This is a genomic window from Asticcacaulis biprosthecium C19 (assembly GCF_000204015.1).
Lineage (GTDB): Bacteria > Pseudomonadota > Alphaproteobacteria > Caulobacterales > Caulobacteraceae > Asticcacaulis > Asticcacaulis biprosthecius.
This window is the reverse complement of the sequence record NZ_GL883077.1, coordinates 1,853,865-1,870,305: the sequence shown is the minus strand read 5'-3', so window position 1 is coordinate 1,870,305 and position 16,441 is coordinate 1,853,865. Positions and strand designations below refer to the sequence as shown.

The following is a 16,441-nucleotide window of genomic DNA, read 5'->3' as shown; positions in this document are numbered from 1 at the left end:
GCGCTTTTGCATGGTTGGCAAATGAAAAACATCGTTCGAGCGAAGATTTTTACGATTTGCTTACTTCTACGTTAGCCTGCGACCTTTTGTCCGACAAGTGCGAATGCGTCTTAGGCGATATTTAACTATATCGCCTAAAGACAACGCTGTCATCCCACCACCTAAATTTGACTTGACCCTGAGGCAGAACAAGGGCTTTGTGGCGCCGATTGCCCGCCGGGCCTTATTGCACGTCAGGGCAACGTGAGAAAAAACGAACCTTTTCAACGAGTCGTGCATTGAAAATCCTCCGCCGCCGCAAAACCAAGATCGTCGCCACCTTAGGCCCTGCCAGCTCAAACGCTGACATGCTGGCGCAATTGCACCAGGCGGGCGCCGACGTTTTCCGGCTGAATTTTTCGCACGGCAGTCATGAGGACCACGGTCGCAACATCGACCTGATCCGCGACCTCGAAGCAAAAACCAAACATCCGATCGGCATCCTGGCTGACGTCCAGGGCCCGAAACTGCGCGTCGGTCGCTTCATGGGCGGTGCCGTGGTGCTGACTCCCGGCCAGCCGTTCCGCCTCGACCTGAACCCGACGCCGGGCGATTCCCGCCGCGCCACCCTGCCCCACCCCGAAATCATCGCCGCCGCCCAGATCGGCTCGCACCTGCTGCTGGACGACGGCAAGCTTAAGCTGCGTGTCACCCATGTGCGCGAAGATCATCTGGAAACCATCGTGGTCATCGGCGGACGGCTCAGTGACCGCAAGGGCGTCAATGTCCCGGACGTCGTCCTGCCGATCCCGGCCCTGACCGAAAAAGACCGCTCCGACATGGAGTTCGCTCTGGAGCGCGGCATCGAATATGTCGGCCTGAGCTTCGTCCAGCGTCCTGAAGACGTCCTTGAAGCGCGCGAAATCATCAAGGGCCGCGCCTGGGTGCTGTCCAAGCTCGAAAAGCCGCAGGCTCTGGACAATCTTGAAGAGATCATCCGCCTGTCCGACGCCGTCATGGTCGCCCGCGGCGATCTGGGCGTCGAACTGCCGCCCGAAGAAGTTCCCCTGGCCCAGAAGCGTATCGTCCAGGCTGCCCGCGCCCATGGTAAGCCCGTCATCGTCGCCACCCAGATGCTGGAATCGATGATCACCGCCCCGACCCCGACCCGCGCCGAAGCTTCCGACGTGGCGACCGCCGTGTTCGACGGCGCCGACGCTGTCATGCTGTCGGCCGAAACCGCCGCCGGCCAGTACCCGATCGAAGCCGTGACCATCATGGACCGCATCATTGCCCGCGTCGAACAGGACGACGGCTGGCGCACCATGACCGATCGCCGCCGCCCGGAACCGGAAAAGAGCACCTCGGGCGCCATTGCTGCCGCTGCCCGTCAGGTCGCCCAGACTATCGACGCCTCGGCCATCGCCGCCATGACCAATTCGTCGAGCACCGTGATGCGCGTCGCCCGCGAACGCCCGACCGCGCCGATCATGGGGCTGACCCCAAATATGCAGACGGCCCGCCGCCTGGCCCTGACCTGGGGCGTGCACCCGGTCCTGACGCCGATTACCCACTCGATGACCGAGACGGTGGCCGTCGCCACCAAGCTGGCCCGCACGGAAGGCATTTCCGAACCGGGCCAGGATATCGTGATCGTGGCCGGCATGCCGTTCGGCAAGTCGGGCTCAACCAACGCCCTGCGCGTCGCCCGCGTCACCCGCACCAACACCGAAGAAGCCGAGTTCGTCGACGACGCGTGAGTGAGTGTTTGGGAGGCTCAGCCGAGGCTGTCAGTCGCAAAGGCCGCCGGCAGAAGCTCCGACAGTGTGAAAGATTTTTGCGGCCCGTTCGCATCGCACAGCCAGACCCGCGTTTCCGGTGAAGCGAACTCGGCCAGCTTTTGCCGGCAGCCCCCGCACGGCGCCACCAGGTCCCGACGTTCGGCTATGACGGCGACTTCCAAGATCTGTCTGGCACCGGCCATGATCAGATGGGCGATGGCGGTACCTTCGGCGCAGATGCCTTCCGGAAAGGCAACGTTTTCGATATTGCAGCCCGCATGGATACGGCCGTCTTCGTCGCGCAGAGCCGCGCCAACTTTAAAGTTCGAATAGGGAGAGTGGCTGTGCCGCATGGCGGCGCGGGCCGCCTCGAACAAATCCTGGGACAAACTTTTGCCTTCCGATACAGAGGGCAGGTCAGACTGTCACCTTGACGGTGCTTTGCCAAGTGAAACGTTTAATCGGTTTGGGAACCCCGGTTTTTCGGTTCATCCTGAACGCCCGCGAAGCGGAATATTCGTAAGCAAGGGGATCCACAGATTTCACAGATTAGAAAGATTAGATACGCGTTCTTTCTTACTTAATCCATCTAATCTGTGTAATCTGTGGACCCACTTTCTGTAAAGGCCGCTTCGCGGATGGTTCAGAATAATCTACTCGATATATTCCGGCGCGGCGATACGCTTGCCCAGCAGCATGGCGTCAGCCACGATACGCAGCGGCGCGAAGTCGGCATCCGAAGCCCCGGCATTCACCAGGCTCAGGAAATGGGCATACAGGCCCGAATACTCGGCTTCCTTTTCCTTGATCTTGACGTGGCCGTTGATCTCCAGTTCCGTCCCACCCAGGTGCAGGGCCAGCTTCTCGCCCTTGGCGCTCTCGATGTAGATGCTCCAGGTCTGAATCCCGGTCTGCAGAAAGTCGTATTCCGCCCGGATCGGCAGGCCACTCTCGGTCGTCATGTCCATCTCGACCTGGATCGGCGCATCACAGTTGACCGGAATATGCAGGTCGGCCTTTTTCACGATCACCGCCTCGGCCAGGATCGCCGTCAGGATCGACAGGGAGTTGATGCCGGGATCGAACACGCCCATGCCGCCGGCCTCGAAAATCCACTTCTGGCCCGGGTGCCACTGACGGACGTTTTCCTTCCACACGATCTTGAGTGACGAAATATTACGCTCGGCAATCCACAGACGCACGGCTTCCACCGCCGGGGCAAACCGCGAATGCCACGATGCCAGCAGGCTCACGCCCTTGGCCTTGGCCAGGGCGGCGATGGCTTCGGCCTCACCCAGGGTGGCCGCGGGGGGCTTTTCCAGGAAGGTATGCTTGCCGGCGGCAATGACCTTCTTGGCGATAGAATGACGGATCTGCGGCGGGGTACAGATGGAGAGGGCGTCGATGTCCGGATGAGCTGCCAGCATCTCTTCCATGGAATTGTAGCACGCCAGTCCGTCTACGCGTGAACTGGGGCTGCAGCCGGCCACCAGGCGCAAAGACGGGTTGCTCCGGATCGACGGGATATGCTGATCCACCGCGATCTTACCCAGACCAATCAGACCGATTTTGAGCGGCTTGCTGGCAGAAAATTGTCCCATCTGTTTCCTCTTTCGGGTCTGACCTGACACGTTTATCGGCCTGCCTTACTGTATGAAAAGGCGTCTGGCAAATTGTAAGACAAATTTTTTCAGCGGCGTGACCGTGGCGCTTCAGGCCTTGATCTTGCGGATGTCGAACTGCGGTCCGGCGGGAGTCGCCCGCCGCGAGAAAACCACCCGTTCATCAGCGGCGATTGCCCCCATCTCGACCTCGCGATCGGGCAGAACGAACGTAAAGCTGTCCCCTACCTGGACCGCCACCTGGTAACCACCGGGCACCATCTTCTTCGCCATGGCCTTGATCTCGTCGTAGAACGGTTGCACCTTCCAGGCCTCCGGCCAGGCAGCATCGACCTTGATCAGCAGACGGCTGTCATCGGGGGCCAAGATCACCATCAGGTGGCTGTGCGCCGGGAACCAGTGGTCGCCGAGGTTACGCCACGTCCGCCAACTGCAGTGGAAGGTGGCGCAGTCGCTTGGCCGCTGCGCATAGATGCCGCAGCCCTTGTTCGGCAGGCAATGCGAACACAGGATCCCCGGCAGCTTTTGCAGAACCTGAATGCCCAGCAGCTTGCAGCACAGGGTGCAGCCGCTGCACGAACGTTCAGGGATAAGGGGCAGGCTCATGTTTGAAGGGCCAGGTCGTAGATTTTTTCCAGTTGCCGCCATTTTTCACCCGCAGCGGCAAATGGCAAGGGCTGCTGGAACTCCCACATCAGCTTTTCCCAGGCCTGAACATGCGGGCTGGCGGCGTCGGCGCGCGCCTTGGCCTCGGCATCGAAGCCCTCGCCTGGCGTCAGGATCATAAACAGCCGGTTGCCGGCCAGGAAGATCTCAAGCCCGTCGATACCGGCATCGCGAATCGAGGCGTTGATGGCCGCCGGCACCGCTCCGGGTGCATGCCAGGCTTTATAGCGTTCAATAAGCTCCGGATCGTCCTTCAGGTCCAGGGCGAAATACAGTGGCTCCGGCATGGCATCCTCGTCTGGTGCAGGTTAAAGCGCGCTTGTCGAATTTCATATTTGACCATCGCGTTCATATGTGATGTTAAATACCGCACAAGAACAAGGGTTTTTGCAAGCCCACACAACAGGGAAATTTTTCATGTCGACTTCGCCTGCTTCCGGCACGCCGGCGCGTAACGCGCTCTGGCCCGTGCTGCTGATCACTGCTCTGTTTTTCTTCTGGGGCATGGCCAATAATCTCAACGACATTCTGATCCCGCAATTCAAGAAGGCCTTTATCCTCACCGACCTGCAATCGGGCCTGGTGCAGTCGGCCTTCTATATGGGCTATTTTATCCTCGCCCTGCCTGCAGCCTTCCTGATGCGCAAACTGGGATACAAGGCGGCGGTCATCGTCGGGCTGGTCCTGTACGCCCTAGGCGCCTTCCTGTTCTGGCCGGCCGCCGAGAACCACCAATATACGTCATTCCTCGGCGCCCTGTTCGTCATCGCCTCGGGCCTGGCCTTCCTCGAAACGTCGGCCAATCCGCTGATCACCGTGCTGGGTTCGCCGGATAAAGCAGCCTTCCGCCTCAACCTGGCCCAGGCCTTCAATCCGCTGGGCTCGCTGGCCGGCATCTGGATCGGCCAGAGCTTCATCCTGTCAGGCATCGAGCACGATGAAACGGCGCTCGCCGCCATGACCGAAGGCGCCCGCCAGGCCTTCTACATTTCCGAGGTCAAGGCCGTGCAGACGCCGTATTTGATCATCGGCGTTGTCGTCCTCGCCTGGGCCGCCCTGGTCCTGTTCAGCAAGTTCCCCGACGCCGCGACGAAGAACGCCGAGGAAGACACCGGCGAACAGGTCGGCTTCTTCGCCTCGATTGGCCGCCTGTTCAGCAAGCCGCGCTTCCTTATGGGTGTGGTCGCGCAATTCTTCTATGTCGGCGCACAGGTCGGCATCTGGAGCTACATGATCCGCTATGGCCAAAAGGAAATCGGCCTGGTCGATAAGGACGCGGCCACCTATCTCTACTACGCTCTGGCCGCTTTCGCCGCCGGCCGCTTCTTCGGTACAGCCCTGATGAGCAAGCTGTCACCCAACCTGATCCTGGGCGTCTTCGCTGTCATCAACATCGGTTTGATGATCGCTGCCGTGGTCCTGGGCGGAGAAACCGGCATGTGGGCTCTGGTCGCCTCGTCCTTCTTCATGTCGATCATGTTCCCGACCATCTTCGCCACCTCGATCGCCGGCCTGGGCAACCTGACCAAGACCGGCTCGTCCTTGCTGGTCATGAGCATCATCGGCGGTGCGGTTCTGACCGCGATCATGGGCTTCGTCTCCGACCAGAGTGACATCCGTACGTCCTTCGCGGTCGTTGCCGCCTGTTTCGGCGTCATTGCTCTGTACGCCTTCACCGCCCCCAAGGGCGTAAAGGTCGACAGCCTTCCCGCGTCGTCGCATTGATGATCATCGACGCCCATCAGCATCTCTGGCACATCGGCCGCAACGACCAGTCGTGGCCGACACCGGACTTGCCGGAGATTTGCCGCGATTTCGTCGCTGCCGACCTGCGTGAGGTGACGGCGGACTGCGGCGTCACTGGCACCGTCCTGGTTCAGTCGCAGCCGTCCGAAACCGACACCATGTGGCTGCTGTCCCTGGCCAAGGCCGAACCGTTGATCAAGGCCGTGGTCGGCTGGACCGATTTCGCCGCGCCGAAATCGACTGACCGCATTGCCTACCTGTCGCACCAGCCAAAGCTGAAAGGCCTGCGCCCCACGCTGCAAGGGCTGGATGACGACTGGATCCTCCAAGACGCCTGCCGCCCGGCGCTGGAGGAAATGACCGCTCGCGGCCTGACCTTTGACGCCCTGGTGTTTACCCGTCACCTCAGCGCCATTGACCGCATCGCCAAAGACTATCCCACCTTGCGCATCATCATTGACCACGGCGGCAAGCCACCGATCGGCGCCGGACAGATGCAGCCCTGGGCCGACAAAATCGCAAAAGTCGCCGAAAACCCCAACGTCGCCTGCAAGCTGTCGGGCCTTCTGACCGAAGCGGACGGCCAACCCGTCACCGCCTATGCCGACCATCTGTTCGACACCTTTGGCCCCGACCGGCTGTTGTGGGGCTCCGACTGGCCGGTGGTTCTGCTCAAGGACAGCTACCGCGCCTGGTTCGACTGGACGACAACCTGGTTAGCCGATAAGGACCCGGCCACACGTGACGCTATTCTGGGCGGCAATGCCCGCCGTCTCTACGCCTTTGATGAGGCCCTGCAAAATGCCTAAAGACACGATAAGTAAAGACTCTGCCGCCACCAAATACCGCGCTCCTGCGCTGGAAAAAGGCCTCGACGTCCTGGAACTGCTGGCCGGTGCCAAACAGCCTATGACCCTGTCGCAGATATCCCAGCGCCTCGATCGCTCAGTCAGCGAACTCTTTCGCATGGTCCAGGTGCTCGAATCGCGCGGCTATGTCGGCGCCTCGCCGCGCGGCGATGGCTTTGAACTGACCAACAAGCTGTTTTCGCTGGGCATTTCGCGCGGCCCCAGCCAGAACCTGCTGGCCAGCGCCCTGCCGATGATGCAGTCCCTGAGCGACGCCACCCGTCAAGCCTGCCACCTGACCATCGCCTCTGACGACCGCATGGTGGTCATCGCCCGTATCGAAGCACCCGGCGATCTCGGTTTCTCAGTCCGCGTCGGCTACCAGCGCCCGCTGATCCATTCGACCTCGGGCGTCGTGCTCTACGCCTTCCAAAAGCCCAAGATTCGCGAGCAATGGCGCACCCTGCTCAAGTCCGGCGCTACCGGCGATGAGTGGAAAGCCTTCGAAACCCACGCCGAAAAGGCCCTGTCCCTGGGACATTTCACCTCTTTGTCGGAATATATCGACGGCATTACCGACCTGTCGGCGCCGGTGATGAACGACGTCACGACCGTTGCGGCCCTGACCATGCCCTATATCCACATCCATGACGGCGTCACCCACGACGAAGCCCTGCAACGGCTGAAAAACGCCGCAAAAACCCTCAGCAAATCCTTGGGTGGGCCGGGATAATACCCGATAATTCCCTTGCCTATGACATGATGGGTTGTTATTAATTTCATCTATAAGAACAGTTTTAAACGTAAATCTCAGCGACGAAACGCGTACCCCGTGAGCCTCACCTCTTCCCTGCCCCGAAACACCATCGGCACCACCGCCGTGAGCGTCACCGCGCTTGGCTTCGGCGCCGCGGGTATCGGCAACCTGTATCGCACGGTCGCCGACGAAGACGCCGAAAAAGCCCTGGACTACGCCTTTCGCCACGGCATCGCCTATGTCGACACCGCCCCGCATTATGGCCAGGGCCTGTCAGAGCGCAGAGTCGGCGCCAACCTGCCGACGCGTGCAAGTCTGTCGACCAAGGTCGGCCGCGTACTCGACTCGATTTCGCCGCCACCGCCGGGCACCGAGCGCCACGGCTTTGTCGACGGCGACCCGTTTGAGCCGCGCTTCGACTATTCCTACGACGGCATCATGCGCTCGTTCGAGGCCAGCACCGCCCGGCTGAAGCGCGACTATATCGACATCCTGCTGTGCCACGATATCGGCGAGATGCCGCATGGCGACAATGCGGCCCACCACACCAAGATCTTCCTCAATAGCGGCTACCGCGCCATGGACGAGCTGAAGGCGGCGCGCAATGTCGGCGCCATCGGCTTAGGGGTCAATGAGACGGGCATCTGCCTGGAGGTCCTGCCCTATACCGACCTGGACACCATCCTGCTGGCCGGCCGCTATACCTTGCTGGAACAGGGCGCTCTGGATGAGTTGCTGCCGGAATGTCTGCGCCGCAAGGTGTCGATCATCCTGGGCGGGCCGTTCAACTCCGGTATCCTGGTCGGCGACAACCACTACAACTACGGCGCCGCCCCCGAAGACGTCGTCAAGAAGGCCAAGGCCCTGGGCCGGTTATGCGCTGACCACGGCGTGCCCCTGCCCGCCGCCGCGCTGCAATTCCCCCTCGCCCACCCGGCCGTCGCCTGCGTCATTCCGGGCATGGTTTCGGCCGGCCAGGTCGAGACCAATCTCGAACTGTTCCACACCGACATCCCGGCCGAGTTGTGGAACGCCCTGAAACACGAAGGCCTGCTGCACGAAGACGCCCCTACGCCCCAGGATACGAAAAAGCCGGTGGTGTCATGAACTTCGGCCCCTTCATCCTGCTGCATCCGGACGACAACGTCCTGGTCTGCCGCGAACATGCCGCGGTCGGCCAGGTGGTCAGCTTCGACGGCGCCGATGCAATCCTGTCGGCCGATATCGACGTTGGCCACAAGATCGCCCGCTACGACGTCACCATCGGTGACAAGGTGCTGAAATACGGCGCCCCGATCGGTTCGATGACCGCCGATGCCAAACGCGGCAACCATGTCCACATGCACAATATGAAAAGCGACTACATCAGTTCCCATACGCGTGAGGCGACCGGTCATGGCTGAAAAGCAGTTTCAAGCCTGGCTGCGCCCCGATGGCCGCAAGGGCATCCGCAATGTCATCGCCGTCGCCTATCTGGTCGAATGCGCCCACCACGTCGCCCGCCGCATCGTCGACAAGGCCGACGACGCCGAGGTCCACCTGATCGGCTTTCCGGGCTGTTATCCGAACCAATACGCCTACGACATGATGGAAAAGCTGTGCACCCATCCCAATGTCGGCGGTGTCGTGCTGGTATCGCTGGGCTGCGAGAGCTTCAACCGCAGTTCGCTGACCCGCGCCATCGAGGCCTCGGGTCGTCCCGTCGAGACCTTCGTCATCCAGAACGAGGGCGGCACCGCCGAAACCATTCGCAAGGGCCTGGAGGCCGTCCGCCGCATCCAGACCGTCGCCAACCAGACCCCGCGTGGCCAGATGGACGTGTCGGAGCTGATCGTCGCCACCATCTGCGGCGGCTCCGACGGCACCTCGGGCATTACCGCCAATCCGGCCGTCGGCCGGGCTTTTGACACCCTGGGCGCCCTGGGCGCCGCCTGCATCTTTGAGGAAACCGGCGAACTGGTCGGCTGCGAGAAGATCATGGCCTCGCGCGCCATCACGCCAGAACTGGGCGCCGAACTCGAAGCCTGCGTCCAGAAGGCCGAGGCCTATTACACCATCATGGGCTTCGGCTCGTTCGCACCCGGTAATGCCGAGGGCGGCCTGACCACCCAGGAAGAAAAGTCGATGGGCGCCTATTCCAAGTCGGGGGCGGCACCGATCTGCGGAATTCTCAAGCCGGGCGACCAGCCACCGACCGGCGGGCTCTATCTGCTGGACGTGGTACCGGACGGGGAGCCGCGCTTCGGCTTCCCTAACATTTCCGACAATGCGGAAATTGTCGAACTGATCGCCTGCGGTGCGCACGTGACCCTGTTCACCACCGGCCGCGGCAGCGTCGTCGGCTCGGCCATTTCGCCGGTGATCAAGGTCTGCGCCAACCCGGAAACCTACCGCAAGCTGGCGGCCGATATGGATATCGACGCGGGCCGCATCATGGAAGGTCGCGGCACTCTGGACGAGGTCGGCGAGGAAATCACCAGCCTGGTTCTGGACGTCGCCGCCGGCCGCAAGACCCTGAGCGAAGCCATGGGGCACCAGGAGTTCATCCTGACCTACAAGGCGTTCGACCCCGTAGGCCCCGCCTGCCTGCCGTTGAAACAGTTCTGAGGCCGCGCAGCGGCCTTACCTCCCCAAGGGATGTCCACAGATAAGCCAGATAAGTCAGATGGTTCGAGCGGCGCTACGCACTCAGCCCTTTCCGGAAAAACCTGAAATCTGTCTTATCTGGCTTATCTGGCTTATCTGTGGACAACCTTTTCCATCGTTGACGCCGCGCCGCGGCTTAAGAAGAGACCACCTATGCCACGTCTTGCCGGGAAAACCGCCCTCATCACCGCTGCCGGCCAGGGCATTGGCCGCGCCACCGCCGAACGCTTCATCGCCGAAGGCGCCACGGTCATCGCCACCGATATCAAGGCAGACCTGATCGGCACGATCGAAGGCGCCATCCCGCGCGTGCTCGATGTCACCAATGCCGAAGCGGTTAAGACCATCGCTTCCGAATTTCCGGAAGTGAACGTACTCTACAATTGCGCCGGCTACGTTCACGCCGGCACGATTCTGGATTGCGACGAAGATGCCTGGCAGTTCTCGCTCGACCTCAACGTGACGGCGCAGTACCGCACGGTCCGCGCCTTCCTGCCCGGCATGCTGGCCAACTATGAAAAGTCTGGGGGCGGCGGATCGATCATCAACATGTCGTCGATCGCCTCATCGGTAAAGGGCATCCCCAACCGCTTCGCCTACGGCGCCACCAAGGCCGCCGTGATCGGCCTGACCAAGGCGGTGGCGGCCGACTTCGTGACCAAGGGCATCCGCTGCAACGCCATCTGCCCGGGCACGGTCGAGACCCCGTCCCTGCTGCAGCGCCTGCGCGACACCGGCGACTTCGACAAGGCCTACAGTGAATTCACCGCCCGCCAGGCCATGGGCCGCTTCGGCCGAGTCGAAGAACTGGCCAACCTCGCCCTGTATCTGGCGTCGGACGAGTCGAGCTTCACCACCGGCCAGATCCATATCATCGATGGCGGCTGGATAAACTGAGAGCTGGATTTTACAGGCGATCGCGGTCACATTCCCGCTCAGCGCATAGTCCAGGATTTTCGAGTCGCGCGTCAGTACCGGAACTAGCGCAGGCCGGCCGGTCGTATATCTGGCAGACCAGGTCTTGGGGGCCGGCAGGTCGGTCAAAATAGTCGTCCTGACACGAAATCGACGAAAACTGAACGAGCGCCAGACGCTGGAGACGGAAGCAGAAACTATAGTGCGATTGGTATCAAGTACCGATACTCCGCGACTTGAAAGGCTGTCGCGCCAGGTACAGCGCGCCGGTCAGACACCATATCAGAACGCCTGCCTCCAGAATGCGCTGCCAAAGTCCGCGGTATGGCAAATCCGTCATTAGTCCCGCCAAACCCAATGCCGCGACAGCCGCATACACCCATCCAAGTCGGCTCAGGAGGTTCGCGTCCGGCCAGGCCCTCGCGCCGATCGCGAAACAGATCAGAGCGCCCGGCGCCGTCAGATAGCCAGCGATGCCGAAAAAATTGTGCAGTAACTGCACGGGGTCCTCACTGTCTACGGCGCAACCGGCACCGCACGGAAAAAAGACCGCGGCGATATAGCCGATGGCATAGAGGGCAGTGCCCAAAAAGCCAGCCGTGGTCGCTCCCTTTCGCGGCAAAGCCATCCAGGCCAGGACGGAAAAAGACGTCAGCAAGACACCGGCGGGAAGGAAACCGAAGTGGTTGATCCATTGGGCGTTTGTGGCACCACCGGCACCGAGCTCGCTGATAAATTGACGCAAAGCATCATAGTCCGGCGTGGCCAGATCGCCGATAATGGGAAACTCGATTGCCAGCAAGGCTCCCGTAATGCCCGTCAACGCTGCCCCCACGGCCCAGCCCTTGTGGCTTCGAGAAGGCCCTTCGGCAGTTCTTACAGACATGTTTGCCCCTTCTCGCTGAATACCGCGTTGTCAAACGGGCTCCGCGCTTGCCTTGTAACTAGGAAGACGCAAAGGCCTTTCGTCAAGCCAACTTGCAGAAATTGGGTGGCATATAATGGGTTGCAGAGTCTTCCGCGAACCCGGTCATATTAAGTCCGCATTCTAAATAATGCAGGATAAACGATGACCCAGTGATAACCGATTAATTTCTCGTGACGGTGCGGGCCTTCGACATCGCCAAGGGCACGGTGATGGCCTATTATCCGCAGGCCAGTGTGCGGGTTCGGGCGATGGTGGATCCGCGTGGCAAGACGCCGGCGTTCAAGGCGACACCGGTGAGGATTTTCAAAGGATGAAGCTAATGGGATTGAGGTCTGTGTGTCTGATGGTTGCGGCGGCGTTGTTCGCCCTGCCGGCGATGGCGGCCGAGCCGGATCGCGACGCCATGTTCCCGGCCAAGATGCAAAGCTTTGCCCTGTATGGCGACGGCGCCATTCCCAATTCCAAGCCGGGTCCGGACACCGAAAAGGGCACGGGCACGGGATGGGTACAGCAGGTGTCGCGGCCGATGTTGCAAGTCTATCTGCCGGCCAGGGCGAAGGCCACAGGCGCCAGCGTTCTGATCATTCCGGGCGGAGGCTATGCCGGCCTCACCTTTGAATATGAGGGCGTCGAGCAGGCCAGGTACTTCGTCGATCACGGCATTGCTGCCATCGTGCTGAAGTACCGGCTGCCGAGTGCTGCGACCATGCAGGCCCCGTCGATCGGGCCGATTCAGGATGCGCAAGCCGGGCTGCGCTTCGTTCGGCAACATGCTGCCGAATGGAACCTCGATCCGGCCCGCGTCGGTGTGGTCGGTTTTTCGGCGGGCGGACATCTCGCGGCTACCTTGGCCACGCATTTCGACACGGCCTATGTTGCCAATCCGGATTCGCTGAGTCTGCGTCCCGACTTCCAGGTTCTGGTCTATCCGGTGATCAGCATGGACGCCAAGATCACGCACATGGGATCGCGCGAAGGGCTTCTGGGGATGTCACCTTCACCAGACAAGGTCGCTGAATTTTCCAACGAAAAGCAGGTCACGGCCCAGACGCCGCCGGCCCTGATCCTGCACGCTGCCGACGACACCCTGGTCGATGTCGACAACGCCATCGTCTATTTCCAGGCGCTACGTCATGCCGGCGTGCCGGCCGAGGCGCGGTTGTTTGCCAAGGGAGAGCATGGCTTTCCGCTGCTGCCGCGTGACGACTGGCAAGGCGCCATCATCGACTGGATGACGTCGGAGGGGTGGCTCAGTCCGCGTGGGAAATAGGGGCTGGCGTGTAGCGGTTGTCTGGACCCATATCTGACAGGTTCGGGAATGGCGCATTGACGAAAACCAAAGTGACACCGGTGCCTTTGCTATGGGTAAACAATGGGCTCAAGCTAATGATTGCCAGCTCCACGATTGACCTTTTAGGGTTGTGAAAATATCAAATTTCCCGTTATGCTCTAACCATGAAGACTCGATTTACGCTTATCAACTTAGGCCTATATCCCGAAACGCTTCCCCCATGCTTTGTGTCTAAGGATGCTAAGCGCGCATTTCATGGCATTGTTGGAAAGTTAGACGACAATCAGTTTCATGAAAGAAAAACCGAATATGTTCGATACAGCGGTACAAAGCATGACGGGAGTCGGCGCTTCTTCGGCACGCCAAACATAATTTCATATTTCTACATATCGAGCTTCGTCTGGAAGAACTGGAAGCACTTTGAATCGAATTATGCCCGTTCTGAATACTCAATCGGTGCGCCGATGCTCATGGGCGAAAGCGACGAGAGAGCAGTTAAGGTTCCATCGCTCTCCGAACTGTCGAAACGCGCTTCAAAAAATCTAAGATTTGCTCCATTTGTCCTTAAAGCGGACATAGCTCAGTGTTTTCCAAGTCTTTACACTCATTCTATTGCTTGGTCGATGCATGGTATTGAATCTTCGAAATCAGATACAGATAGAAGTTCTGAGGCAAATTTCTTTAATGCATTAGATTTTTTTGTGCGGAATGGTCAACGCGGCAACACTAGAGGTGTTCTGGTGGGGCCAGATGCTTATAGATTAATCGCTGAATTTGTACTAGCAAAACTCGACACAGAGCTTAAGCAGGCGGTCGGGCATTTGATCGTAGGGGCCGTTCGCCATGTGGATGACTATTACATAGGACTCCGAACGGAGCATGAAGCACAATCGGTTCTGTCTTATCTGAGGGATGTATTAGCCACATATGAGCTAAATCTTAATGATCAAAAAACAAAAATTCTTTCCAGTTTGGAACCTATCAACGACCTATGGGCTCAAAGACTTAGAGACCATATGGGTTTTTTCGGATTTGCCATACGCCCTGAAAAAATTGAACGGGCAATTACTGAAGCCGTCACATACGCGAGGGAGATTGGTTCAGATAGCCCCGTGAAAATTCTTTTCAGGGCATTTGACGAAGGGCGCGTTTATCGTTCGTTTCATTGGGGTTTTGTCGAACAAAACATTCAAAGAATAATTCAAAAACATCCTCACGCAATTGATTATGCTTGCCTTCTTGTTGCCAAACGGAAGGCGTTAGGTGAACCTATCGACTTAGAGGGTTGGCAGGCCGTCGCCGAGATTATTATCCGAAAGTGCCTTGCACTTAATCACGACCATGAACTTTTGTGGATGCTTTGGCTATTAATAATATGCGAAATAGACATACCACCCGCGATGATAGAAGAATTATCCAAATATCGTAACGCACATGTTCGTGCACTTCTTGTTCAGGCGCATGTAGACGGAAAAATCAAGCGGCGGCCAAAGTTATCTCTGGGCTCTGGCTTATCGACCGTGGATTCCGGTTGGCTTGTGAACCTTGTAGCGCGATCACAGGGCTTTTCCGGAGCGTCATTTTCTGGCCTCTATGCTGAAGAATTCTCACATCTGGCTGGTCGCCATATCAAGTTGTTAGACTTTGGTGAGCATATTGTACATGTAAAAGAAGAAAATCGACGCGCGATCAGTCGTACTAGATATGGATATGACAACAACGAAGACGAAGATGACAGGCAGAGCTACGACGCTCTAGGTCATGATCACTTTGAAGATCGCGAGCCGTTCTAGTTGTCTGGATTTCGACGGATGCTGGGCAATGGCTAACGAGTAGATAATTCGGCAATGCACTGCTGGAGATTTTGAGTACACTGCAGATTTCTTTTGCCTTCAGTTGGTCGGCGGCGAGGAGGTCCAACGGTGATATCCAAATCAGCGTAGACTACAGACTTGATTCCTCCCTCTTGTTCGACCACCCAGCTGGCCGCAACAGATAATTGAAAGAATAAATCGACTAAGCCATTCCCCGAAATTCCTGCAATTCCTAAGTCTTCCCTAAGACTGGATCTCGGTCTATCTTCCCTTAAGCGGAGAGCGACCGGGCTCTGATAGGGGAATTGTCAATGAAGCGCTGGGATGAGCTAGAACGTGTGGGCAAACTTCACGCCGAAGGGCTTCTCTCAGACGAAGAATTTGCGGCGCAAAAACGACGAATTCTTGAAACGGATAGTCCCGACGAAAAGTCGCAGATTACAGTGACAGATTTGGCTTCCCGCCTCACCGCAAAGCGCCAGAACTCAACACCGTTTGCCTTAATTGCTGGGGCCGCTGGCTTTCTTGTATTGCTCTCATGGCTAGTCTTATCCTTGTCACATACGAACTGGAAAACGAGTTTCTCAGTCGCTGGTGCGGAATCGCCGCAGCCAAAGGAATATGCCCTTCGTTCCAATGTTGCCGGTGCGAGTCTCGTACGTCTGCAGCAGTTGCCCGCCGTTAAGTCATATGACGGCGATGCGGATAACTATTGCGGTGATCCCGATCAATATAAAGCTCAGACGCCCGGCGGAAAAATAGCACAGCAACAAGGGTGGCGCGTAGTAAAAGAGGAGGCGTTTCAACGGCTGGACTCTGTATTTATAATTCGCGGTTACGATCCAGGCACCAGTGGGCATTGCTTCACTAAAGATGCGAATTTGGCATTTTTCGACGGTGGTCAACTGATTGGTGTCTTATATGGTAAGGGGAAAAACGCAATCGGAATAAACAATATAGAAATTGTCGGTGACCATCTGCGAGTTTCGGATGATGTCATTCCTGTTGGCCAAATTAGTCTCAAAAATCATAGTCTTACATTTGATAAAATCACAGGAAGTGACGTGGTCTGTGGCGGGGAATACAATGTGCCGGTCGTATTTGGTCAGACGTTTTCGAAAGCCCGGGAATTGCTGGGAAATTCGGGATGGAAAGCACCACCAGGCACGAAGGAAAGATTTGTTGGTGATGATGCGCAAGTAGATCCTCTGCGATTTCCAGAACTGGACAGTTGCTCCGGAACGGGTTACGCGTACTGTTTCTTTACTCTCCAGGCTAAAGGAGGGGTGGCGAAACTTTCTATTATTACGCAGGGGGAATCAGATGATCCAGTTGTCGTGGACTACAAGGTTTTTTGTGATGGCCGTGACGATGAATAGAACATCAAAAGGAACTCAACTCATCGTCCGCCGCGCATACTTCATGAACAGGTGTTGAAATGCGTGGTC

17 protein-coding genes are annotated in these 16,441 nt (G+C 58.4%); 12 read left to right on the top strand and 5 right to left on the bottom strand.

Annotated features, from left to right (window positions below; genetic code table 11):
* Window positions 1-278 precede the first annotated feature (278 nt).
* The gene (pyk, locus tag ABI_RS08690) at window positions 279-1,739 is read left to right on the top strand and encodes a pyruvate kinase (protein WP_006272551.1); all 1,461 of its coding nucleotides are present in this window, start codon (window positions 279-281) and stop codon (window positions 1,737-1,739) included.
* A 17-nt stretch (window positions 1,740-1,756) separates the two neighbouring features.
* Here pyk and ABI_RS08685 read toward each other — a convergent pair whose 3' ends face one another.
* From ABI_RS08685 to ABI_RS08670, 4 genes are all read right to left on the bottom strand, one after another.
* Window positions 1,757-2,149: a cytidine deaminase gene (locus ABI_RS08685; protein WP_006272550.1), complete on the bottom strand. Its 393-nt coding sequence runs from the start codon at window positions 2,147-2,149 to the stop codon at window positions 1,757-1,759.
* Window positions 2,150-2,413: 264 nt separating this feature from the next.
* Window positions 2,414-3,361, bottom strand: coding sequence for a Gfo/Idh/MocA family protein (locus tag ABI_RS08680; RefSeq protein WP_006272548.1), 948 nt, complete (start codon window positions 3,359-3,361; stop codon window positions 2,414-2,416).
* Between the two features lie 111 nt (window positions 3,362-3,472).
* Window positions 3,473-3,988, bottom strand: coding sequence for a hypothetical protein (locus ABI_RS08675; RefSeq protein ID WP_006272547.1), 516 nt, complete (start codon window positions 3,986-3,988; stop codon window positions 3,473-3,475).
* Window positions 3,985-4,335, bottom strand: coding sequence for an L-rhamnose mutarotase (locus ABI_RS08670; RefSeq protein WP_006272546.1), 351 nt, complete (start codon window positions 4,333-4,335; stop codon window positions 3,985-3,987). The genes ABI_RS08675 and ABI_RS08670 overlap by 4 nt, the downstream gene beginning before the upstream one ends.
* 130 nt (window positions 4,336-4,465) lie before the next feature.
* Here ABI_RS08670 and fucP point away from each other — a divergent pair, with 130 nt between their 5' ends.
* The 7 genes from fucP (at window position 4,466) to ABI_RS08635 (ending at window position 10,942) form a co-directional block, all read left to right on the top strand.
* Entirely contained in the window at window positions 4,466-5,773 is a 1,308-nt protein-coding gene (gene fucP / locus ABI_RS08665; protein ID WP_006272545.1) for an L-fucose:H+ symporter permease, read from the top strand.
* Complete coding sequence (locus tag ABI_RS08660; RefSeq protein WP_006272544.1) at window positions 5,773-6,603, top strand: amidohydrolase family protein; 831 nt, start codon at window positions 5,773-5,775, stop codon at window positions 6,601-6,603. Before fucP ends, ABI_RS08660 begins: the two co-directional genes overlap by 1 nt.
* Window positions 6,596-7,375 (top strand): IclR family transcriptional regulator, encoded by a 780-nt coding sequence (locus tag ABI_RS08655; RefSeq protein WP_006272543.1) that lies wholly within the window; start codon window positions 6,596-6,598, stop codon window positions 7,373-7,375. Before ABI_RS08660 ends, ABI_RS08655 begins: the two co-directional genes overlap by 8 nt.
* A gap of 99 nt (window positions 7,376-7,474) precedes the next feature.
* On the top strand, window positions 7,475-8,506 hold the full coding sequence (locus ABI_RS08650) for an aldo/keto reductase (protein ID WP_006272541.1): 1,032 nt from the start codon (window positions 7,475-7,477) through the stop codon (window positions 8,504-8,506).
* On the top strand, window positions 8,503-8,802 hold the full coding sequence (locus ABI_RS08645; RefSeq protein ID WP_006272540.1) for a UxaA family hydrolase: 300 nt from the start codon (window positions 8,503-8,505) through the stop codon (window positions 8,800-8,802). Before ABI_RS08650 ends, ABI_RS08645 begins: the two co-directional genes overlap by 4 nt.
* Entirely contained in the window at window positions 8,795-10,006 is a 1,212-nt protein-coding gene (locus ABI_RS08640) for a UxaA family hydrolase (protein WP_006272539.1), read from the top strand. Before ABI_RS08645 ends, ABI_RS08640 begins: the two co-directional genes overlap by 8 nt.
* A gap of 192 nt (window positions 10,007-10,198) precedes the next feature.
* The gene (locus tag ABI_RS08635; protein ID WP_006272538.1) at window positions 10,199-10,942 is read left to right on the top strand and encodes an SDR family oxidoreductase; all 744 of its coding nucleotides are present in this window, start codon (window positions 10,199-10,201) and stop codon (window positions 10,940-10,942) included.
* A gap of 232 nt (window positions 10,943-11,174) precedes the next feature.
* Here the strand turns inward: ABI_RS08635 and ABI_RS23560 are convergent, their stop codons facing one another.
* Window positions 11,175-11,783, bottom strand: coding sequence for a DUF998 domain-containing protein (locus ABI_RS23560; RefSeq protein WP_157138749.1), 609 nt, complete (start codon window positions 11,781-11,783; stop codon window positions 11,175-11,177).
* A gap of 275 nt (window positions 11,784-12,058) precedes the next feature.
* On the opposite strand from ABI_RS23560, the gene ABI_RS25605 reads away from it, so the two are divergent.
* The 4 genes from ABI_RS25605 to ABI_RS08615 all read left to right on the top strand — a co-directional run bounded on the left by ABI_RS25605 (window position 12,059) and on the right by ABI_RS08615 (window position 16,372).
* Window positions 12,059-12,202, top strand: a complete 144-nt coding sequence (locus ABI_RS25605) for a hypothetical protein (RefSeq protein ID WP_006272536.1) — start codon at window positions 12,059-12,061, stop codon at window positions 12,200-12,202.
* 5 nt (window positions 12,203-12,207) lie between these two features.
* A complete protein-coding gene (locus tag ABI_RS08625) occupies window positions 12,208-13,158 on the top strand; it encodes an alpha/beta hydrolase (RefSeq protein WP_006272535.1) in 951 nt (316 codons plus the stop codon).
* A gap of 185 nt (window positions 13,159-13,343) precedes the next feature.
* On the top strand, window positions 13,344-14,972 hold the full coding sequence (locus ABI_RS25080) for an RNA-directed DNA polymerase (protein WP_006272534.1): 1,629 nt from the start codon (window positions 13,344-13,346) through the stop codon (window positions 14,970-14,972).
* A gap of 332 nt (window positions 14,973-15,304) precedes the next feature.
* Entirely contained in the window at window positions 15,305-16,372 is a 1,068-nt protein-coding gene (locus ABI_RS08615; protein WP_040308725.1) for an SHOCT domain-containing protein, read from the top strand.
* Window positions 16,373-16,441 lie beyond the last annotated feature (69 nt).